Here is a 23,894-nt window from a genome sequence, read left to right on the forward strand (position 1 = left end):
GTTCGGGCATCTGGTTTTTTTGTTTCTCTTTTTCAGTTCTTTACAGCGTTGGATCCTCAACCAACGCACCGGCTTTAAAATAGGAATACGGCTCGATTTTCTTCTCTTCCAGCAAATCATAGATAAACCGCACCAAAAGCCGTGCGCCGCTGTCACTGAAATGCGTTTTGTCCCGCTCAAAATAGCCGGCAAAGACTGCATCGGATCCCTGGGCCTCTACCAGATCTGCAAACTTCTGTACTGAAGTCATATACAAGTCAATATACGGCACATCCTGCTCCTGCGCAATCTCAATCATAGCTCTGGAGCGCTGATAAAGTGCCAGGTTGTTCCCGGTCAACGTTGCCGCAAGGCTGGACTCGTCAATCACAGCCGTGCCGGCCATCTCTTCCGCAGCGCCCAGCTCACAAACCGGAGTGACAAAAATCATATTCGCACCCTTGCTGCGGGCAAAAGCCACCGCACTGCGCATATTGTCCTTATATTCTTCCATGGTGGTTCCCTTGCTGCTGCTCAGCCGATCATTGTGCCCCAGCTGATAAAAGAGGAAATCGCCTTCTTGAATCTCATCAGCAATCGCATTCAGTCTTCCCGTTTGGATATAGGTCTTGGAACTGATCCCATCTCTTCCATAATTATATAGCGTTGTGTTATCTTTGAGATAGTCCGCCATGATCTCTCCCCAGCCGACCAAAGCCGGCTGACCGGTATAGTTGACGGTGGAATCGCCAATCAGGAAGATATTCCGCTCGGTGCGGGTATCGTCCGGATCACCAATATAACCGCCCTTTTTCAGAAGCGGAACCATCTCCCCTGCACCTGTCCAGGCAAACATTTCTAAATTGGTATCTGATGAGGCCGGCGTGACCTCTATGTCAAAATTCTGCCATGCACTGTCGTTTGCAAGCTGTACCGTCTGTGTCGACACCGCACTGTTGATACCGTCTTGGCTTTGGGTGACCAGCAGATCCAGTGTTTCCGCTTTCTCTCCCGCATTCAGCGCCTGCAGGCGCAGGGTAACGCTCTGATTGGGGGTCAGCTTGCTGACCGCTTTTCCGGCACTGTCCACAGCCGTCATGGGTTTTAGGTACAAACCGTGATAGCCCTCTGTTACCTTCATATTCCGAACGCTGATGTCCGGGGCAGTTGTACTTGCCGCTGTGATGGACAAAGACTGAAAATCCGGCGCCCCTTCGTTTGTAAAGATAATATCGTCAGCGGCGAGTACGCCGTCAATATACAATTCACATTGGAGCAGTTCAAAATCCACATACAGCTTGATGTTCTGCCAGGTATTTAGCTTCAGTTTGGGCAGAAAAACATAATTGTGACTGCTTTTGTTCTTATCCCCTTCCTGGTCGTATGCCCTGTCATACCGAAACTGCATGTTATTGTTATGGCTTAAATTAAAGGTTGCAAGACGTACACCGCTCAGCTGGGAATAGAGATTCACATTCAAATCTCCGCTATTTTCGCTGTTTACCTTGACATCCATCTCAAAGGTAAAATTCTTTGACAATGTGGGGGCTGGCGCTGATTCGTCCAGTGCCGCCGTAAAACTGTCTGTAATGGTTTGCTCTGCCTCCTGGGCCAGCCAGGTTCCAGCTCTTGGCACCCGATATACCTCCAAGGTTCCCCAGGAAACGGTCCCCGCTGTCAAGCCTTGTATCTTTAATTCAATTTGCGCCTGCTCGCCTGTAACGCGATGATCCTCTGTGACAAACAGACGACTCATATTGCTAAGCGCGCTGTTACGGGCCGCCGACATGACAAGGACCCCGTTTTTGTAATACTCCGTTTTATATGCCGTCCATTTTACATAGGTATCTTCAAACCCTGCACTTACAAAACCGTCTTCTAAGAACACGGCGTCCGGGCTGATGACCACTTCCCCCGAAAGGCTGACCGAATCGTTATCCTGAAGGCCCGAAACCGTCTGTCTTTGCGCTTCGGTCAAAGAAACCGCTAACTTTTCGCCCCGCTGTGAAACCGACCGGGGCAGAATCATCTCGTCTGCTGTCAGCAGTTTGGAGACCGCTTCCGAATTCTGCGTTCCAACCGCGCGGACCGCAAAAACATACCGGCCTCCTGCCTCTAAGTTCTCCGCACGATAGGACGTTTCCGCCTGCTGTGCGATTTTTTCGTTGTTCTGATAGATCTCATATTCTACCTGGTTATCACCGGAAACCGCCGGCCAGGTCAGCTCTATGGCATCCGCCGTACTTTTTGCCTGCACCGACGCGTCCTCCGGCCACGCATATGTATAGGCTGTGCTGTCATAGGCGATCCGAATCTCATCAAAGCCAAAGGCCCAGTACTTTCCATTGTCTACTTGCTGACCAAAATAGATTTTGACATACTTAATATCCGGCGGGAGGGTCTCTGAAGTGTACACCGCATGTTTCCAGTTTGGATCTTTAATTCCATCGTATTCAAATTCCTCTCGGGAAAACCTCGTAAACTCCGTATACACATTGCCATCCACAGAAATTTCAATTCTTGGTCTCTTCTCGCCGCCTCTGGCGGTATGTTCCACTGTGTCAAAGGAGAGCGACACCGCCTGCCCCTTTACTTCGTACAGCAGATACTGGGATCCGTCCAGATGGTTGTCATCGCTTACCAACACTACGTTTTCTTTTCCCGCATCATTCATGGTGGTGGTAGTGAGATATTGGCTGTGCTCTGCCATCATATCAAAGTTCTCACACGGATCAATCAATATCCCGGTGATGCCCTGACGCAGAACGGTAACTGCAAACGACTTTTGAAAAGTGGCACTGCCGTCATAGCCGTCGTCATACTCCACATAAGCAGTCAGCGTCACCGCTTGATCCACACTGCCCCGAGTGACCTCGCCCGTCTCGGAAATAACCGACGGATCGCTGGTTTCCCAGCGGATCGGCTTTCCATTTGTTTCTGCTGCCACGGGCAAATGCAGGTTTTGGGTGACCGCATAAACCGGCTCATCCGTAAAGGCAGAAAAAACCAGTTCTTCGTTCAGCTTTTCGCCTTCGGTCAACTCCCCTTTTTCTTCACTGGTAATCCGAATCTCCGCAAAGGCGTTTCTCCACGACTTTCCCTTTCCCACTGCAATCCTAAAATAGTGCATATTGGAAAATTCGACATCACTTACCAGCTTTTCTTTCAAACCGTCGCTCAGTGTAATGGTATAGCGGATCACCGTATCTTTTCCGTCATTGGCTTTTGCGTGGGCATCGTCCACATATCCGCTGGTTTGAAAAATATAATCTGTGTCAGACAGCGTTTTCCACTGCTGACCGTCTGATGAAAGTTCCAAGGTTGTATTGGAGCTTGCGTAGTTAAGTAAGGAGGGATTTTCATAGGTATTCTTGGTGCTGTTTTGCGTTTTAGTAAATCCCTTTACTTGCAAATCCATCATCTTTCCTTCCGTTTGATAGACAATGGCATACGACGGATCACTGCTTTGGTTTGAGACGGTCAGCATGTAATCCAGCACGCCGCCGTCTGTCCCGGTAATCTCCGCCATGGCCGGCACCGCAGTAGTTAGATCGGCATCCATGTTTGCTTTCAGCTGCTCGGCGCTCTGTCCAAAACGCGTCTCGTCAAAAGTATCGGTGAGAACCGTTTGCTCAGCTTCTGCCGCGGCCGCTGTCCGCCCTGCCGATGCCGGCACACCAGCAAACAGCATCACTGCCGCCGCAGCCAGGGCAATCCTTTTTAAAACATTTCTTTTCATGTTTTCTCTGCCTTTCTTGCCTCGGTTTTTTTAGCATTCATCGCTGATCCTATTGTAAACCGCAAATACGCTAAGTGCAATGCACCTTTGTTAATGTTGTTTGCAACGGCTCATCAGTTTAACAAAAGTCAATCACCTTAACAAAAGTCAATTCTTCTAAAAATCTGTTTATTTATGAAAAACTTTCCGATTTTCCTATCTTACCCAAAGCGGCGCCGAAATCGGTCTGATGTCCCTGCCGCCCGACCAAAACAGCACCTGAAACCGGGCATTTTCTAACGCACATTGCGCTGGGACGGTTAGTTCCAGCAGAAATGTTTGACTGGTGCCTGGTAAAACGGTTGTTTCTTCCCCGGTCTGTGCCGAAAGCAACATATCCTCTTCTGTCAGCGCCCCCAGTGCCATGACCGTCTGATCCTCTGTCGTGCGGTTATGATATATCACGCTGACCCGGAAGGTCTGTCCCGGCTGCAAACTGCCGATTTCCACCGGCCTGCCTTCCTCGTCCATAATCTCTATGGTATTGGCCGTGACAATCAGATTGTCCATATAAAATCCGCCGATTTGCTCTCCGATGCCACAGCTATAGTTGTCGATATAGGAAACCCTGGTTCGGGCAGGGATCTCGTTCAGCACGATCTCCTCTCCCTGCTCGCCAGCAATGGTAGCCCGGCGAAAGGTCAGCAAAACACCGTCTGCATACACCTTAAAATAATTTTCCTTGATGTGATATTCCACTTTGATATGGTAGATTTTGTCCGGATCAAACACAAAATCATCAAAGGCGCCCTTGTGGTTCCAGACCGGACCGTTATAGGTCCAAAGCTTGCTGCTGTTTGCGTACACCTGCACAGCAACGGTGCTTCCGGCTTTCAGCACAATCAGATTTTTCCAGCCGGTATCGGGAATCTGAAAGTCCCCTTCCGCAATCACCACATCCTGAAGCGGAATCAGCTTTTTGCTGACCTCCGCACAGGGCACGGTATCCGCTTTTTTCTTATCCACCGTCAAATAAAACCGGCGGCCGTTTTCGTCCTCCACCACATCCGCAAAGCAATCCTCCGGCGGGTCGGTGGTGACCTGCCAGTCGTTCTGATACATCAGCGGGCCGGGGAGATAACTTTCAAAATTATCCGCGATCTCCGCCACGGCCTTTGCTTCCGGCGGTGCAGGGAGGGTAACGGCTATTGCCTGGCTGTATGTCCCGACGCCGTTTTCCGTTCCCGCCGCTACCTTATAATAATACGTCTGCTCCGGCGTTAAAGAGCGGTGCATATACGTATTGTCCGCTCCGTCAAAGCCGGGCACCGGGAGATAGGCCCCGTCCTCCTGGGTGGAATAGACAAGATAATATTTTTCCGCATCACTTTCTCTGTCCCAGCGCACCTGTACCGCAGTGGGCGATAATGCCTGGGCGGACAGTCCCTTTGGCGGATCGGGCGGGTTTTGCGCCGCCTCCCTGCTCAGCACAAGGTGAAAGGTTTTCCCCAAAGCTTCTGCGGTGTCCACCGCAATGGTTGTTTTGCCGCCTTCCTGCATGACGCAGACACCGGGATCCGCCTGCAATACCCCCGCAAACACGCTGTCCAGTGTGAAACGGATAACACCGCCGGTCTGCGCCGGGTCGCTGACGGACAGCCGCAGAAGCAATCCCTCCTCCTGCATCATGACCATGGAGGGGTCATGGCAGGTCAAATTGTCTATCTGCTGGTCGCCGCTCCATATGACAGACGCAAGAATGCCGCTTTCCTTATCCCGCACGGTCTGCTGATATGCGCTGTTTTCCAGAATTTCAAAATCCGGATCCTGGGCATAGGCCGCTGTTTCTGCCGCAGTCTTTCCGGGCAGAATGGCATAGGCATACCCTGCGCCGTCCGGCTGGGCGCCGTGCTCGAAAGCCAGAGAGGCATAATGCCTTGTTTCCTTAATATCCCCATTGCCGGACTGAATGGTCTTCCAGGAATCCGTCCTGGTTTCCTTCCTGGCGGTCAGCGTTCCGCCCTGAGGAAAATAATACCCAATATCTGTGCTGTGGGTCACCGCCGTATCGGCACTGTTTCCCTGCAAATGCGCCCAGGATGGATCGTTATAGGTCTGGCTCCAGCCGGCGCTCTGGCCTGCCGTCTGTCCGTCAACGGTCAGGGTTTTGGCAAGGGAATCCACCTTGCGGTTTTCTACAATGGTTTCTGTCTCGCCGCCTTTTTCCGAAGAAATATCCGCACCCAGACAGAGTATCTCATCATCAAACATAAAATAGGCCTTTTTGGCCCGCAGGTCATAGGCCGCACCGGAATCGGACTGGTACTGCATGGCATTGACGCCGTACATGCCGTCAAATTCTACGCCGCCGGCATAGGGTGCGCCAAAAAGGGCGCTGTCTGCCTGAGTATTTTTGACCACCGTGGTCCCTGCCAGCCGGTATCGGTCCACCGTTGGCCAATAGGCGTCGTTATACGCCTCTAAGTCATCATTATAAAGATAGGTCGCCCCGTCCGCCGTATGCCAGCCCTGCAGGTTTGCCCCGTTAATGCTTTCATAGTTGCGGATCCGGTCAGAAAACATACTTACGCCAAAGGCGTATCCGTCCCGATAGACCACTCCTCGGTCCATGGCGCCAAAATTTTGATACAGATTGGGCGTCTCTCTCCACTGTACCGAATCATCATTTAAAATTTCATACAGGCAGTTGACGGTATAGACAGAGCTCATGCTGTCATAGGGTTTCACCACCGTATTGTTCTCGCACATTCTTTTGACCATGGCCTTATAATTTGCCGCATCCTCTGCCGGCGCAAACTGCACAAGAATTACCAGGCTTTCCAAAAGCCCATAGCCGGTATTGCTTCTGCCGGTAATGTCCCTGCCCCGCACGCCGTCCATCATTCTTCCTTCGTACTGCAGCGGCTCGAAGGATTGGTACACCCAGTCATAAATATGGCTCCAGTTTGGATTGCCGCTGGCAAAAGAACTGTTGCCCACCAGCAAACCAATATCGGCAACGCTGGCAAGGGCTGAGGTTCCGTAACCGCCGTTATACGGATATTGATGATGCTGGATAAACGACCCGTCTTCATAAAAACCGTCATCAGAGACAGAGTATGTAAGCTCTGTATCCATGGCCTTGACCCCTGCTTCCACCAATGCGGTGTCTTTGTCCAATATGCCCGCAATGATATAGGCGGCGCAGTTGTTCAGCCTGTTCGCCCCGGTTGCCGCAGATCCGATCTCCGGCACCTGTTTTTTGAGCGCCTCGATCAGCCCGTGCCGCATTTCTTCCGGCACTTCATCGTACATCAAGGTCAGGGTGTTCACCAGAGTTTTGGGCGCACGAATTTCCCATTCATACCAGTTTTCGCTGGGATTGGCGGGACTCAGGTTCCGGTTGGTGCGGGGAATGTCCTTGTTGTATTTGTATTTCCACATAAAGGCAAGGGAATCCAGGATTTTTTGCTTCAGCTCCGGATCCCCCTGCAAAGCACTGCCCTTGACCCGATACGCCATGGCCATTTTCTCGATCTGCTCCAGCGTCTTGGAGGTTCCCCGGGCAATGCGGGTGTATTCGTCATATGCGTCTCCCATACTTAAATCCGTTCCGTTCCACAGCCTGTCGCTGTTTTGGGAAAGATTTTCGGTCAGCAGACTGTCGGCAATCTGTTTGCCGTCCTTTTCAATATCCGCCACCTTAGCGGTTATGGCATCCCCGCTTTCTTCATAATCACCGCCTGTCAGCCGCTCCAGCCAGCATTGGCGGAGGGTATCCAGTTCATCCGCAGCCGCAGCAGGTCTTGCCGCCGGAAAAATACCCAGAAAAACCACTGCCGCCAAGATCGCCGCCCATATTCTTTTTCTTTGCGAAACCACCAAACCGCCTCCTGCATCTTTATTTTTAAAACGCCGTCTTTTACCAGAACCGGCAGTAATTGCCGTGCAGCCGCCAAAGCGCCTCTATGTAAAAATAATCGCCCCAGATGGTGGGCTGATTCCAGCCCTTGGACGCCTGATAAACGCCCGCCTCCAGCAGACCCATGTTATCCTGCCCTTCTTTGGTTCGGTAGTTTGCGGACAGGGAATCTAAAATTTTGAAAGCTGCCCTTTGGTAGATCTCCTTATCCGGGTCGGTGATGGGTAGTTGTTTTGCCAGCTCCAAAAGCCCGCATACCGCAATGGCGGCAGCGGAGGTATCCCGCTGCGCATCATCTTCGGTATAATAAAAATCCCAGTTGGGCACGTCATCCGAGCACAAATGATTCAAAAAGTAATTGCTCACCGCCTTGGCCGCATCCAGAAAAGCAGGATCCTTGGTATAGCTGTAAGCCAGGGGGAATCCATACACCGCCCAGGCCTGTCCCCGGCTCCAAACGCCGTCCTCGCCGCCTTTGCCCTGAGACTGGAAGGGGTCTGGGACAATGGTCCCATGGATCACATCCGCCACCCCGGTATGCACCACTGCGCCGTTTGGGCGGATGATCGAGTTTACGGTATTTTTGGCGTGGCAGTATGCCGCATCAAACAGCGTTTTGTCCCCGGTCTGCTCTGCCGCCCAAAACAGCAGCGGTATATTGAGCATGCAGTCCACAATAAAAACGCCGGTGAACCGGTCGGTTAAGTCCTCCAGATTGCCGCCTCTTTGAAAAATGCCCGGCACCTTGCGGTACATTTTCATCAGCCGGTACGCCGCCCGGATACCCAGCTGCCGTGCCTCTTCACTGCCGGTCATCTTATAGTCCGCCACGCAGGACAGGATATACAAAAAACCGATGTCGTGATGCTGCAATACATAATCCTTCTCCAGACGTTCCCGAAACAGATCGGTCTGCAGTTTGCCGGCATGGTAAAACACAGCGTCCCTGGCCGTCCCATAAGCCGCCCAAAGCATGCCCGGCCAAAACCCGGTTGTCCACGCCCGGTTATCCACCACCTGATACCTTCCCTCCGGTGCCGTCTCCGACGGGCAGGCATAGGCAAAGGTCCCCATGTTCTCTTTGATCTTTCCGATGCAGTATCTTAACGATGCTTCTGACAGCCCTTTATCCGCCTGATACGGCTGCCGCCATTTTTCTTTGAGTTCCTGCAAAACGATCTTCATTCTATCTTTCTTCCTTTCTGCGACATTTTGACTTTTACAATTATATCGGCCTGTTTTATAAAACGCAATGCACCTTTATTCACGTTGTCTCTGTCTGTTAAACAAAATAAAAAAAGTATATAAAATTAACATTTGTGTATTTTCCCTTTTTTCGGCAGATAAATGGAAAGGAAAAGCAGGCAATGAAAAAAATACCGCACGGCAAGAGCCGTGCGGTCAAAAATCAACCTTCCCCGCCGTATTTATGCCGGTTTCTGTAGTCAATCGGGGTCATAAAATAATATTTTTTGAAAATACGGATAAAACTGGACGCATTGGGATAGCCAACCATCTCAGAAATTTCGTTGACCTTTTTATTGGTACTGACCAAAAGTTCCGCCGCCTTTTTGATCCGAATCTCGATCAGATAATCGGTAAAGGTCTTTTGAGTGTACGCCTTGAAGATCTTGCTCAAATACGGAATACTCAAACCAAAAGTATCAGCAAGCAGGTTGAGCGACATATTGTATTCCGCATAATTGCGGTCCACATATTTCACTATCTTATCAATCAGATCCTCTGAACCGTGCACCTGCTTCTTTTCTGACATCTCCTGGATCATCTCATCCAAAAGCTGTTGGACAAAGTCCTCCATCTCTTCCACCGTGTCCAGCTGGTTGAGTGACAGATGAATGCTTTGGTAGTGGCTGTTGCTCAGCTCGGTTTCCTGTCCGCTGTAGATCAGCATACAGCCCTGCACAATCCGCATACACACCTGCACAATGGCATCAGAGGGGAACTTTTCCGCCTTCATCGTTTGAAATACCTGGTCAAGCAAGCCGTGTATTTTTTCCTGATTCAAGGATTCAAAGGCCCGCAAAAGAGTTTCCACCTCAGGATCCGCCTTCTGCACATTTGCTTCGGTATGACTTTTGATATCCTCCACCGTAATGATACAGTTATTTCCCATAATGGGCTTATATTTCATCAAACTGTCCGCTTCTTTATAGGACTTGACAATATCCTGAAAATTCTGGTAATGATCACCCACTGCCACCGTAATGGTAATCCCATAACAGCGCTGCATAAAACTATTCAAATATTCGGCAAGCTCCAGCGCCCGCAGGGTATTTCCCTGCACATTGCCGGTCTCAAAACTCAGTAAAACAAAGCACATCTGATTGGGAAGCTGGACCGCAAAGCCCTGCCCCTCCTGGTTGGCCAGTTCCTCCGCTTTGTTATACAGCCCCGCCATATACACGTCATAGGGCTCCCAATGGGATTTCACATCCAGAATATCCTTATCATCCAAATCAATCAGCATAACAATGTAATTTTCCGGATACAAATTCACCTTGATCATGCTCAGCTGGGTCTCAAACTTTTTATAGTCCGTGGCCCTGCCGGAAATCAGTTCCGTTACCAGCTGGTATTTGATGAACGGAATACTGCCGTTGATCTGTTTTCGCAGATCCTTTTGCTGTTCCATAGCGTACAAAAATACCCGGCCAAGCTCGTCAAAATCCCGCAGCCTTTTTTTGTCATCGCCGTTTTCTGCATTTTTTACCACAATGTGCATAAACCGATCCACCGGTGCGTACATCCATTTACTGGAAAGCAAAAAGGTCAGAATCATAAACAAACTGACCGCAATTCCAAGAAAAATGTTATAGCCTCGAAATGCCCGCACCGTCCCCACCATATCCGTATACGGCATCACGGAAACCAGTTTCCAATCGGTAGAGGGAAGGGTCACATCCTGCATCAGCATATTCTGTCCGTCTTCCGCCGTAAAAAAGGTGCTGCTTCCCGTTTTTTCTGCCAGCAAATGAATTACGGTCTCTTCGTCATAGGTAAAATAATTTTGGCTGCGAAACAGCACCTTATTGTCCAAATTGATAATCATAAAACTGGATTCCGTCCCGGTCAACGCCTCCTGCACGATCTGATTGAGCAGCATGGTGTTAATATTGACCACAAAATATCCCTGTATCTTGTCCGGTGTAGTGATAAGGGGATAGGTCCGCACCAGAGAAACCACCTCTGCCCTGCTGGTTGGCTGGCTGGGATTTGTGACCATCCTCGCCGAAGTCCATACTTCCCGCTTTTTTTGCAATTGGTCTACCGACTCCATCCATTTGGTATCATAAAAAGTATCGATGCCGAAAACGCCAGATTCGGTCACCACCGTTCTATTCTGGATGGAATACAGATACGCAGAATCGATATTTTTATCGCTCTCCGCCAAAAGGCCAATGGTGTCACTCAACTGCCGTATGGTGTTTTCATCTGCCGCCGCATTGCTGAAATACTGTTCTGTCTCCTGCCGATCCGCAGCCGCGGTAATCATCTTTTCTATATACTCAAGGCGCAGATCTATATTTTGCGACATCTGCGCAAGCAAACCTTTCTGGCTTTCCCGCACCTCCGCCGCAAAATTTTCTTCTTTTATATCAAATGAAAAAAAGATTATCGAAAAAATAATAACCACAAGCAAAACTACATAAAAACCAAGAATCCATTTCTTTCTGACGTTCCAAGGGACTTTTCTCATCTTTGCATCTTTTGATGCCGTTCTTTTTAAGTGCCGCTGTTTTAAAAGCTTCATCCCATCGCCCTTTCCTCATAGGTATCGTTTTCTTCTATATATTATGCCATAAAATGCAAAAAAAAGCGATATGCCTTTGTTATTCTGGATATACTTTTTTTATCTTTCTTATGATTGAAGCATGATTTTATCAAAAGTAAATTGATTTTTTCAAAAATTTATATAAAATATACTTATCAGCCGAAGATCGGAAGGGAATTTTCTTTTTGTGCCCCTAACGCTTTTTTGACTGATCCCTGCGAAACAGAAAATGGATTGACAGGAAGCGGCGCTCCTGTCCGGTGACCATTTCGAGTCGCCGGCATTTCTTTTGCGCCCCCTGTGCGTTTTTATTTTAATTTCAGGAGGAATGATTATGAACAAAAAACATTTGGCAGGCGCATGTACTGCAGCGTTGGCATTGACTTTGGCTTTGTCCGGCTGCGGCAGTCAGCAGGCAAACACCAACACCACCATTACAAAAACCACGGCGGATTCCTATCCCCTTGAGACAGACAGCGACGTTACCCTGAAATACTGGGTAGCCCTCAGTGGCCATGTATCCGCCCTTTCCCAGAGTCTGAACGATACCCCGCTGGCACAGGATCTGATCAAAAAAACCGGCATCAATGTGGAGTTTGTTCATCCGGCCAGTGGCCAGGAAAAAGAACAGTTTAACCTGATGCTGGCATCAAAGGATGTGCCCGACATCATTGAATATGACTGGAAGAACTATTCGGGCGGGCCGGAGAGCGCCATTGAAAAAGGAACCATTATTGATTTGAACAAGGTGATGGAAGCCGGCATCTCCCCCAATCTGCAAAAGCTGTATGAGGAGCATCCCGACTATGCCAAAGCCTCTCAGACCGAAACCGGCAAGAGCTATGTCTATCCGTTTGTGATCGGGGACGACATTCTGCAGACCTATATGGGCCCCATGGTGCGCCAGGATCTGCTGGAAAAATACAATCTGGATCTGCCCGAAACCATTGAGGACTGGGAGCACATGCTGACCGTATTTAAAGAAAACGGCGTCAAATCCCCGCTGACCCTGCGGATGGATACCACCAAATTCGGTGATATGTCCCCCTTCCTGGGTGCAATGGGCGTTGCCGGCACCTTCTATGTTGAAAACGGCGAGGTCAAATTCGGACCGTATACCGAAGAATACCGGGATTTTCTGACACTGATGGCGGACTGGTACAGCAAGGGTTTGCTTGACCCGAACTTTACCGATACGGATACCAAGCGTCTGACCTCTGTCATTGCCACCGGCGAGGCCGCAGCGGCTTTTGGAAGCGCAGGCGGCGACTTTGGACAGTGGATCCCCGCCACACAGGCACAGGACCCCAACGCCCGCTTTGTTCCGGTAAAATATCCGGCGGCCAACAAGGGCGAAACTCCCAAGTTCGGACAGAAGAACTGGCCAAACGGCAGCTATGGTGCGGCCATCTCCGGCAAATCGAAAAATGTCGAACTGGCAGCCAGATTTCTTGACTATGGCTACAGCGAGGAAGGGCATATGACCTATAACTTTGGGCAGGAAGGCGTTTCCTATACCATGCAGGACGGCATTCCTGCCTATACCGACATCATCACCGACGACAGCAAAAACGGCGGAATGGGCATCGGCCCGGCTATGGGACAGTATATCCGTGCCTGCTATAACGGCCCGTTTGTACAGGACAAAAACTATCTGACCCAGTTTTATACCATGCCGGAACAGCTGAAGGCAGTTGAGGTTTGGTCCGACACCGACACTTTGGACTATAAGATGCCCAACGCTCCCATGACCCAGGAAGAGAACAAGGAATATAACGATATTATGAGCGACATTGATTCCTACCGTGAAGAAGTGATGTATAAAACCATCACCGGCAAATCTTCTCTGGATGATTTGGATACCTACTATGCGGAAATGAAAAACCGCGGCATCGAACGTGCGATCGAACTCCAGCAGATCGCATATGACAGATATATGGAAAAATAGGAGGCGTTTTCATGTACGCAGCGAAAAAATACACAAAAAAGGCCATTCGGCAGGACTGGCACCGCAATTGGGCTCTGTATCTGCTGATGATCCCTGTCCTTTTATTCTATCTTTGCTTCTGCTATAAACCAATGTACGGGGCCATCATTGCCTTTAAAGATTATGATCCGGTTATGGGCATCCTGGGCAGTGACTGGGTTGGTCTGAAAAATTTCACTGACTTTTTCCAAAGTTCAGACTTTGTCCGGGTTTTCCGTAACACCATCAAAATCAGCGTACTGAATATTCTATTTGGTTTTCCGGCGCCGATCATTCTGGCGCTTCTCATCAACGAGCTGGAACAAAAAAAGTTTGCCAAAACCGTACAGACCATTACCTATATGCCGCACTTTATCTCCCTGGTCGTTGTATGCGGACTGATCAAGGACTTTGTATCAGACAGCGGTGTCATCACCTCCATTCTGGGCATGTTTGGCTTTCCGCAGGTCAACATGCTTCAGGAACCCGGCATGTTTGTCCCCATCTATATCATCAGCGGTATCTGGCAGGAAATTGGCTGGGGATCCATCATCTATCTGGCGGCGCTGGCCGGCGTAGACCAGCAGCTGTATGAAGCCGCCAGCATTGACGGGGCCGGCCGCCTGCGGCAGACCTTCAGCGTGACCCTTCCCGGGATCATGCCCACCATCGTCACCATGTTTATTTTGAAACTGGGCACCATCATGAATGTGGGCTTTGAAAAAATCATTTTGCTCTATGACCCCATTACATACGAAACAGCGGACGTCATTTCCTCCTATGTGTACCGCAAAGGTATCGTGGACAGTGACTATGGCTTTTCAACAGCGGTCGGTCTTTTTAACTCGGTGATCAACTTTGCACTGATCATTATTTCCAACACCATCAGCCGCAGAGTCAACGACACCAGCTTGTGGTAAGAACGGAGGAATCAATATGGTAATCAAAAAAACACCCCAGCGCAGAATCTTTGAGATTTGCAATATTATTATCATGCTGGCACTGGTTGTGGTAACGCTGTATCCCATGATCTATATCATCTTTGCATCATTCAGCGTTCCCATTGAATTTCTGGCCCATCGAGGACTGCTGTTCCGTCCGCTGGGCTTTGACACCATTGCCTATGAAAAGGCATTTACCCATCCTTTGCTGCTTTCCGGATACGGAAACACCCTGTTTGTGGTGATCGTGGGCGTCTGCGTCAACATTCTGCTGACCTCCATCGCCGCCTATTTCCTCTCCCGGGAAAACGTGCTGTGGCAAAGACCCATTGCCTTTTTTATCATCTTTACCATGTATTTTTCCGGCGGTATCATTCCCATGTACCTGACCGTGACCCAGGACTTCAATTTGCAGGACAGCCTCTGGTCGCTGATCCTTCCGGTGGCCATCAACACCTTTAACTTGATGATCATGCGGACCGGCCTGGCCGCTGTGCCTGCCAGCCTGGAAGAATCCGCCCGGATTGACGGGGCGGGACACTTTACCATTTTGTTCCGCATTGTCCTGCCGCTGGCTATGCCCACCGTGGCGGTCATGATCCTGTATTACGGCGTGTTCCACTGGAATTCCTGGTTCAACGCTTCGCTGTTTATCCTCAGCCCTGACAAGTACCCGCTTCAGCTGGTACTGCGTCAAATCCTGCTGTCCAACGACACCGCCTCCATGACCGGCGGCGTGGACGCAGGCTCCCAGCTGGCGGTCAGCGAAACACTGAAGTATGCGATTATTATTATCGCCACCGTGCCGATCTTATGCGTCTATCCCTTCCTGCAAAGATACTTTGTCAAAGGGGTCATGATCGGCGCAGTCAAGGGCTGATTATCACCCAGTATGAAATGCCGCACAAAACGTTTAAGATACAGTGCGTGCCAAAGATCTTTTGATCCTTGCGTCCCATTGTACACAGCGCTTTGTGCGGCAGTTTTTATTTTGAAAAGCAAAAAGGAGAAAAAAACAATGTATGAACCCATGAAACCCCTTTTGACCAGCAATTCTGCGGTCAAACGCTATGAAAAAAATCCTGTCCTGTCCTCCAAAGACGTCCCCTATCCGTCAGACCTGACCTTTAACGCCGGCGTAGCCAAATGGCAGGACAAGTATATCATGATTTTCCGCAATGATTTTGACTATGTCAGCGGTTCCCTCTTTCGTGGCTGCAATCTTGGCATAGCCTTTAGCCAAGATGGAATGAAGTGGGAAGTATGCGAAAAACCCTTCTTTTCCCTTGATAGGATTAAGGATCCCGAGGTAACCCGGGTCTATGACCCACGCTTGACTGTCATTGGAAATCAGCTTTTTGTCTGCTTTGCCATGGATACCCATCATGGGATCCGGGGTGGCATTGGCAAGATCCGTCCGGATTTCAGCGGTATGGATATCATCAGCCTGAGCGCCCCGGATAACCGCAACATGGTTCTTTTTCCAGAGAAGATAAACGGAATGTATGTCCGGCTGGAACGCCCTTTTACCGTTTATAGCCGGGGCGGGAAGGATCGGTTTGACATTTGGATCTCCAAATCTCCGGATCTGAAGTTTTGGGGAGAAAGCACCCTGCTACTGGGGGTAGAAAATGTTCCCTATTCAAACGACAAAATCGGCCCCGCCGCACCGCCCATTAAAACACCCAAAGGCTGGCTTACGCTGTTTCACGCAGTCGATATTGATACCACCCGCGGTAAACACGGCTGGGAAGACAAATGGCAAAAGCGTTATACTGCTGGCATTATGCTGCTTGACCTTGAAGATCCATCCAAAGTCATTGGTATGTCCAAACAACCCCTGCTTGCCCCGGAGGCAAGCTATGAAGCTCTGGAAGGCTTCCGGGCCAGCGTGATCTTCCCCGGAGGATTTTTGCAGGAAGACGACGGCAGTATAAAAATCTATTATGGCGCCGCGGATACGGTAGAATGTCTGGCGACCGCAAAAATAGAAGATCTGATTGCCCTCTGTACCGAAGCCAAATAAAATTACATAGTCATGACCACCGGCGGTGCCGGTGGTTTTCTCCATATAAAAGTAAGCCGGACGGCCAGAAGGCCGCCCGGCTTGTTTATCATAAAACCCGTTTTAAATCAGGTCTCTTAACCGATAGCACATGACTGCAATCTCCGCACGGGTCGCCGTTGCTTCCGGATTAACCCGATTTTGCTCGTTGCCGATAATGATACCCTTGTCTGTCATGGTCATCATGGCTTCCAGCGCATAATCTGCAATCTGGCTCCGGTCTTCATATTTTTCCAGCGCCGCCTGGTTATATGAAGTGCTGATGATGCCCATCTTCAAGAAGGCACGGTATGCCATGGTAATGATGTCCTGTCGGCTAATGGGATCTTCCGGTCCAAAATGGTTGTAGTCATAGCCGTTGATGATCCCCAGATACCGGGCACGGCCAATGGCTGAAGCGTAATAGGAATCCTCCGGTACATCCTCAAACAGATAGTTGCTGGAGGTGTTAAAGCCCAGCATACGGTCAAGCATCAACACAAAGTCACCGCGCTTGATAGAATCCGCCGGACTGAAGGTATAGGCAGAAGTACCTTTGATAACGCCTGCCGCACTCAGGGCGTCTACCGCTGCCGCAGCCCAATCATAACCCTGCATATCATGGAAATTAATGGGATCACCATCTTCACTGGAGCTTCCCGGAACGAAAACTCCGCCCCAGAAGCCGTTGTTATTGTTGTTATTGCCGTAAATGGGTCCCGCCGTTGATACACGGTCAGTCCAGACAGAGGACGCTCCACTGGCTTTTGATGCCTTGTATACCCCTTCTGCGGCATATCTCGTATAGAAATAATACTGGGTATTGGATTTCAGGCTGGTAAACCGTGTGCTTCTCTGCCATTCAATCTGGCCATCCGCACGCTCAATACCATATTCTACCACAGCGTCGTCATAATCGCTTTTTACCGTCCGAAGCGTTACGCTGGTGGTTGTCACCGTGTCTGCCCGGGGGGCGTCCGGCGCCTGCGTATATTTACTGTCAAGCCCTTCTACAACCGTAATCCCCTGGCTGTATTTCATGGCGCCAGCTTTGACGGCCTGTACCTTAAGCACTTTGTTTTCATCTGCTTCTACAGGCTGATATGATGCCTGATTCGCTCCTTCAATGGGTTCAAATCCAGCATCCGTACTGCGATACCATTGGTATTCCACTTCAACAGTAGTCTCCTGTGCTTCCTGGGTTTCTTCTACCGTGGTAACCACTGATACTGTCTCAGACTCCGTCTCGGGTTCTGGCGTTACTGTTGGCTCTGTCTCAGTTGTTGCCTCCGATTCCGGAAGTTTTAAAGAAGCCGTTAACTTCTTGCCAATGACTGCATAGTCCCCCTCAACGCCGTCTGCCTTGCCCTGATAAGTACCTTCCAATACAATTTCCTCATCAAAGGCAGGCAGTGTTTCACCCGCAAGAATAAATTTACCAAATTTTTGCGTCTTAAAGCGCAATGTGCGCTCTGCGGCTGTCACGGTCACTTCCGCCGGTGCAGCGCCCGCACCATCGTCATAAAACAGCTTGAGTCCATCTGTCACAAAGTTTTCAGATACCGTAAGTTGTACTTCCAGCTCTTTTTCCGGAGTCAAAATCTCGGTTTCAGCAGTACCTACCTTCTTTTCGATATGCAGATCAAACGCCTGCATAAGGGCGTTCTCCTGGTCTGCCGGCGGGTTCTCCGCCGCATCAGCCTGGGCAAGAACCACACTGTATGTCACATTTTTGCCCTCATCTTCAGGGTCGTTTTCATAAATCTCGCTCAAATTGGGAACAGACACCTTGATTTCCGCCGGGTTGCCCTGACTGTCCGCAAGATAAGCCGATGCCTCACTGACAAAGTCTACGGTGGTATCCTCGGTCAATGTCACATTGCCGTCTTTGATTTCAATGTTCCAAATCTGATCCTGGGTATCCTTCACGTCACCGGTCAGTTCTCCCATATTCTCCGCTAGAACCTTGCCCTCTTCATAGGTCTTGGGAACCAGGGTCACATTGCTTGCCTTCATTTTTTCTGCCTCGGCGGTATTCTTCAAAATCACACCGTCTGCCTGCAGCTGGCCGCCCGCAATGGTGGTCTGACCCGCATTTTCAATACAGGTATCCTTTGCGGTTACATCCACATCCTTCAGATTCAAAACACCGGCTTCCTTCACCGAGAATGCAGTTCCATCCGCATATTCCACAGCCGCACCGTCTTCTGCACCCGCAATGGTCAAAGCAGAAGCTACTTCAATTGTCTTGGCCAATTTCGCTGTACCATAAAGCACAAAATTCTGGTCAAAACTTTCCTGCCCAATCATTGAGGTCAACGGGGCAAACACTGTTTTTCCACCTGCGGATGTGCTGGCAAAACCATCCGGAACTTCTCCGGTAATCTGCCCACAGTCCTTTTGTTCCTCACCAGTTCCGGTCCGCTCAATGTACAAACTGTTTTCTCCAAACTGATTTCCTGCGCCCAGCTCTACCGAAGATGCCGGTCTGGTTTGGGTAATCGCCGGAATTTCCATAATCCCTACCGATCCCCAAGCGCTTCCGCTGGTGCTGACTTTTTCTATCTTGCCGCCGGTGCCGCTTGTGATACTGATGCCCACCTTAGCCGAATCTTTAATCGTAACATTTTTAATGGAAAAACCATCCACACTGTTAATGTCTATGCCGGCAGATTTTTTATCACAAATCAAACTCACATTTTCCAACGCAAAGTTTTGGATTCGTTCTGGATCCGTTTCTGCCGATGCTGCAATTTTTCCCGCTTTGATCAAAGCCTTATTACCGGTAAAAGCCGTGGTTGTTTTTATGGTAACATCCTTGATAGACACATTTGATGCTTCCACTAAGACTCCAGCGTTGCCACTTACCAACTTTCCGCCACAGTCAATAATGGTTTTGTCTTCTCCTGCACCTTCAATGGTAAATCCTGTTTTTGTAATCCGTGCCAGGTTATCTGCCGAAAGCGTATATGTTCCCTCTTTTAAGATAACACCTGTCACATCATTCTGTGTCTGCAGCTCTTGAAGCCGCTGTCCAAAATTTTCTTCCGTTGAAATCTCTACTTTGTTCTCCGCCAGGGTAACAGCAGCCTGCTCTTCCTGCACGGACACCCCGGTTTCCTGTGCCAATACCGGCATGGCTGCCCATGACGCCGCAATGACCGCCGGCACCATAACTCCTGACAACCTCCTCTTCCATTCTTTCATAAATAACGCTCCTTTCTTTCATCCTTTTTTGAAAAATCGTTTATTTGGGAAAGAGCAAAAGCACATTGGCACTGTGTTTTTGGCCTTGCCCATACTGCGTTACAATCTATTAGACGAAAATTTTTCCCATTTTGTTCCTAATTTTAAAAAAAATTATGCGCCAGCAGTATTTTTTTTGCCAACGCATGATTGATTCTTAAAATTTGACGATCTTTGCAACTTTTCTGGCTATTTTATAAGGCAAGCGCTCCATAGTTTTTGCCACATTTTTCAATTCCTTCCGAATCGGAATGGATTGCGGACAATGTTTTTCACATCTGCCGCAACCCACACATTTTGAAGCATTGGTCTGGTTATTCCTTAAGGTGGTACACATGAAATACTCTCGTATCCCGTTAAACCAGCCGTCCGAAAACCGAACATTGTAGCACCGGAAGCATACCGGGATATCCACTCCCGCAGGACAGGGCATACAATACCCGCAGCCGGTGCAGGGCACCTTGGTCACCTCTGCGATCTTCTCCCGCACCTTGCTGATCACCGCCTGCTCCTCCTGGCTCATACAGCCGGGCTGGGCTTCCTCCGCGATCCGAACGTTTTCCTCGATCTGCTCCATGGCGTTCATGCCAGAAAGCACCACGCTGACCTCTGGATGATCAAAAATCCAGCGCAGACCCCACTCCGCCGGACTGCGGTCATAGCCCGATTCCTGAAAAATCTCCGCCGCAGGCTTTGGAAGGCCGCCTGCCAGCCGGCCTCCCCGCAGGGGTTCCATAATAATTACCGGCATCCCCATTTCCGCCGCAGCCTTGAGCCCGGTCAGTCCCGCCTGGCTGTGCTCGTCCATATAGTTAAACTGGATTTGGCAAAACTCCCAGTCATAGGCCTTTAAAATCTGCAAAAAGCCCTGGGTGCCCCCATGATAGGAAAAACCGATCTGCCGGATCTGTCCCGACGCCTTCTTCTCCGCGATCCACTCCCGGATTCCCATGGCACACATCCGCTCCCAGCCACCGATATCGGTCAGCATGTGCATCAAATAATAGTCAATATGATCGGTCTGAAGCCGCCGCAGTTCCTCACGGAACATCTTCTCGGCGCCCTCTATGTTTTTCACCAGATAGTGGGGCAGTTTGGTGGCAAGATAGACCTTGTCACGATAGCCCTTGGCCAGAAATTTTCCCACCGCCGTTTCGTTTCCCGGATAAATATAGGCGGTGTCAAAATAATTGACGCCCTGCTCGATGGCATAGGCCATCTCCTTTTCCGCCTTGGCCTGGTCGATCATCCCGCCCCGCCGGGTAAACCGCATACAGCCGTATCCCAGCACCGAAAGCCGATTGCCGCTTTTAGGGTCTGTGCGATACTGCATTTTCCGGCTCCTTTCTTTCTTTCAGTTTTACTTTGATTGTCTGGATCTCAAATCCGCCAAAAGACACTGCCGATAAATCCACCGGCCGTTCCTTCTCTTCCATCAGGTCGGTCAGCACCGCTTTTTCCACCGGCCGGCCAAACCGCAAACTTGCCGCCGCCGGCACGCCCCGGCTTTCGTAAAGCCGCAGAACCAGCTCATCGCTGTCCTCTGCCAGCTTGACGCTCTCAATGATTACATTAGGATTATCCACCGTTACCAGCTGTTCCACCTTTCCGCCAAACTGTAGGGGAATATTGTATTCATAGCTCTTTTGCCGCACATCACTGTGAGCCAAATCCCCCGCATGGGGATACAATGCATAAGAGAAGGTATGCACCGCGATATCCGCCTGTTCGCCGGGATAATTGGGAGAACGCAGAAGGTTCATATCAATCATGCCGTTTTCCACGCAGTAGCCATACTTGCAGTCATTGAGCAAAGCCACGCCGTGACAGCAATCGGACAAATCTACATATTTATGAGCGCAGATTTCAAACTTGGCCATATCCCAACTGGTATTTCGCCGGGCAGGACGTTTGATGGAGCCAAACTGTATGTCACAGGATACCTCATCCGTTTCGATATTGGTATAAAATGCTGTTCTCAGCATTTTTTGGCTTTCTTTCCAGTCAACCTCGGTGTCAAAACGCACCTGTCCGCTGCCGTCCGTGATAGAAATGGTCTGGGTCAGAACACTGCTGCCAAAGGCATACTGCTGAATCACCTTTTTCATGGGCCCGTCCACATACGCCTTGGCATCAGTCAGTGCAAAATACCGTGGCGCACGTTCACGGTAGGTCTCGGTCATATCCCAGCAATCCCCATCGTCATAGTATACCGCAAACCGGTTAGAAGGCGCACTTAAAACCTCACAGTCCTGCGTCTTGTCATACACCGACAAAATGGAGCCGTCCGCGTCAAAGCTTACCCGTACCTGATCGTTCTCCAACACCGACGGATCTTCTGCCGCAGTTTCTGCCGCTGCCGTGCCATCTTTGAGCAGGGCACTGCCCATGGCCGGCACAGTAACCTGATACCACTTTCCGTCTTTCTTCAGCCAGCCGCTGCGATCCCAGGACAGGGAGTTGATGGCATAGTCCCCCTGGCCGTATGCGCTTTGCACCATGGCTTCGGTCTCCTCATACAGCGCCGCATACCGCTCCAGGGATTCGTCATAGACCCGCTTGATGGAAGAACCGGGCAGAATATCGTGAAACTGGTACAAAAGCACCTCTTTCCAGATTCTTTCAAAGGCCGTCCGGTCATAGACCCCGCCTGTGGCAGCCGCCGCAAACTCCGCCTCCCGGAGCAAAATCTCCATCTTCCGGTTGTATTTCTTGTTCCGTGCCTGGGTGGTATAGGTTCCCTGATGCCGCTCCAGATACAGCTCACCCTTAAAGGTGCAGTACCGATCTTTTCCTTTTTCCAGACGGTGGAAGAAATCCACCGCCTGCCCCTGGGTCACCGGAAGAAGCCCCTTTAAATCCTTCTCCCGCTTGAGCACCTCCAGATGGCTCTCGCCGGGGCCGCCGCCACCGTCACCAATGCCAAACAGCATCACCGCTTCATCGCAGACGCCCTTATCCAGATAGATACGCTCTGCCTTCTTGATGGCCCAAGGGGTGGCCATGGAGTTATACTCCCCTTCCGGCGGCATATGTACCAAAACCTCACTGCCATCGATCCCCTGCCACAAAAATGTGTGATGGGGGTGCTGGTTATGCCGACTCCATGACAGCTTGATGGTCAGGAAATAGGGCACGCCGCTCTTCTTTAAAATCTGAGGCAACGCACCGCTGTAACCAAACACGTCCGGCAGCCACAATACCTCCATATCTTTTTGAAATTCCTGACGGAAAAACCGCTTGCCGTATAAAATCTGCCGCACCAGCGCTTCACCGCCGGAAACGTTGGTATCCGCCTCTACCCACATGGCGCCCTGGGCTTCCCAGCGGCCTTCCTTGATCCGATCCTTCACCTGGGCATACAGCGCCGGATGTTCCTCCTTCACCCAGGCATACAGCTGGGGCTGGCTGGCGCCGAACACATAATCCGGGTCCTTTTCCATATTCCGCAGGGCAGTGGCAAAGGTTCTAGCCCCCTTACGCTTGGTCTCCCGGATGGGCCATAGCCACGCAAGATCGATATGGGCGTGCCCGGTGGCAGAAAAACGAAGATCCGCGTCCCCGCCTTTTTTATTCAACTCCACCGCCAGCACTGCTCTTGCCTTTTCCACTTCTTCATCCGTATAATCCCAAAGCTGGCAGGAAGCCTCAAACAGCGCCCGCAATAGCTTCTGATGCTTTGCCGAATCCTCCGGGGTCTCCTTCATCAAATCAAACAGGACATAGGCATCATAATACAGCGCTTTCACGTTGTCCCGGCAGATGCTGATTTGGGCAAATTCCACCATACCCACATCCGGACGAACCCCGAACAAATCATTGCAACCTGCATCTGCCCACAGGTCGATCTTCTCGCCGCCCGCGGCGCATTCTGTAATCACATATTCCCGTTTTTTTGGGCTTCCGCACAGGGGGTTCATGGACGAACTGCCGCTGGTCAGTCCCTGTACGGGTACGCCATTTTCATCAAACACGCAAAGCTCTCCGTGTACGTCAATATAAAGGATTACTTTTTTCCCCTTAGCAGATTCTGGCACCGTACCTGTAAAATGGAACCAGGCACAGTCCCATACCTTGCCCCAAAGCTCTCCTTCTTTTACAATTTTCCGTTCCCCGGATGTTCTTTCCGTAAAGGGTACCGGTTCCGGCGTAACATAAACCTCCATAGTAAGCGGACAAAGATGCTGATATATTTCCTCTTCTGTCCGCCGAAGCATGGCTTCTGTCACCTCTTTTTGGTTTCGCAAATTATATGGCATGATTTTATCCTCCCATCCATATTTTT

At 50.2% G+C, this 23,894-nt stretch carries 11 protein-coding genes; 4 read left to right on the plus strand and 7 right to left on the minus strand.

Going from position 1 to position 23,894, the window contains the following annotated elements; genetic code table 11:
- Positions 1-40: 40 nt before the first annotated feature.
- The 4 genes from INF28_RS06170 to INF28_RS06185 all read right to left on the minus strand — a co-directional run bounded on the left by INF28_RS06170 (position 41) and on the right by INF28_RS06185 (position 11,391).
- Entirely contained in the window at positions 41-3,718 is a 3,678-nt protein-coding gene (locus tag INF28_RS06170) for an immunoglobulin-like domain-containing protein (protein WP_226392594.1), read from the minus strand.
- A 195-nt stretch (positions 3,719-3,913) separates the two neighbouring features.
- Positions 3,914-7,579 (minus strand): polysaccharide lyase family 8 super-sandwich domain-containing protein, encoded by a 3,666-nt coding sequence (locus INF28_RS06175; protein ID WP_226392595.1) that lies wholly within the window; start codon positions 7,577-7,579, stop codon positions 3,914-3,916.
- Between the two features lie 40 nt (positions 7,580-7,619).
- Positions 7,620-8,804 (minus strand): glycoside hydrolase family 88 protein, encoded by a 1,185-nt coding sequence (locus tag INF28_RS06180; protein WP_226392596.1) that lies wholly within the window; start codon positions 8,802-8,804, stop codon positions 7,620-7,622.
- Positions 8,805-9,027: 223 nt separating this feature from the next.
- Positions 9,028-11,391 (minus strand): helix-turn-helix domain-containing protein, encoded by a 2,364-nt coding sequence (locus INF28_RS06185; protein WP_226392597.1) that lies wholly within the window; start codon positions 11,389-11,391, stop codon positions 9,028-9,030.
- 355 nt (positions 11,392-11,746) lie between these two features.
- Here INF28_RS06185 and INF28_RS06190 point away from each other — a divergent pair, with 355 nt between their 5' ends.
- The 4 genes from INF28_RS06190 (at position 11,747) to INF28_RS06205 (ending at position 16,345) form a co-directional block, all read left to right on the plus strand.
- Positions 11,747-13,360: an extracellular solute-binding protein gene (locus INF28_RS06190; protein WP_226392598.1), complete on the plus strand. Its 1,614-nt coding sequence runs from the start codon at positions 11,747-11,749 to the stop codon at positions 13,358-13,360.
- An 11-nt stretch (positions 13,361-13,371) separates the two neighbouring features.
- Positions 13,372-14,298, plus strand: coding sequence for an ABC transporter permease (locus INF28_RS06195; RefSeq protein WP_226392599.1), 927 nt, complete (start codon positions 13,372-13,374; stop codon positions 14,296-14,298).
- Between the two features lie 16 nt (positions 14,299-14,314).
- Entirely contained in the window at positions 14,315-15,199 is an 885-nt protein-coding gene (locus INF28_RS06200) for a carbohydrate ABC transporter permease (protein WP_226392600.1), read from the plus strand.
- A 138-nt stretch (positions 15,200-15,337) separates the two neighbouring features.
- Positions 15,338-16,345, plus strand: coding sequence for a glycoside hydrolase family 130 protein (locus INF28_RS06205; RefSeq protein WP_226392601.1), 1,008 nt, complete (start codon positions 15,338-15,340; stop codon positions 16,343-16,345).
- A 102-nt stretch (positions 16,346-16,447) separates the two neighbouring features.
- Here INF28_RS06205 and INF28_RS06210 read toward each other — a convergent pair whose 3' ends face one another.
- From INF28_RS06210 to INF28_RS06220, 3 genes are all read right to left on the minus strand, one after another.
- Positions 16,448-19,570, minus strand: a complete 3,123-nt coding sequence (locus INF28_RS06210) for an S-layer homology domain-containing protein (protein WP_226392602.1) — start codon at positions 19,568-19,570, stop codon at positions 16,448-16,450.
- A gap of 196 nt (positions 19,571-19,766) precedes the next feature.
- On the minus strand, positions 19,767-20,942 hold the full coding sequence (locus INF28_RS06215) for an aldo/keto reductase (RefSeq protein ID WP_226392603.1): 1,176 nt from the start codon (positions 20,940-20,942) through the stop codon (positions 19,767-19,769).
- Positions 20,920-23,868, minus strand: coding sequence for an alpha-mannosidase (locus INF28_RS06220; protein WP_226392604.1), 2,949 nt, complete (start codon positions 23,866-23,868; stop codon positions 20,920-20,922). Before INF28_RS06220 ends, INF28_RS06215 begins: the two co-directional genes overlap by 23 nt.
- Positions 23,869-23,894 lie beyond the last annotated feature (26 nt).

The sequence above is a fragment of the Ructibacterium gallinarum genome (assembly GCF_014982785.1).
GTDB classification, from domain to species: domain Bacteria; phylum Bacillota; class Clostridia; order Monoglobales; family Monoglobaceae; genus Ructibacterium; species Ructibacterium gallinarum.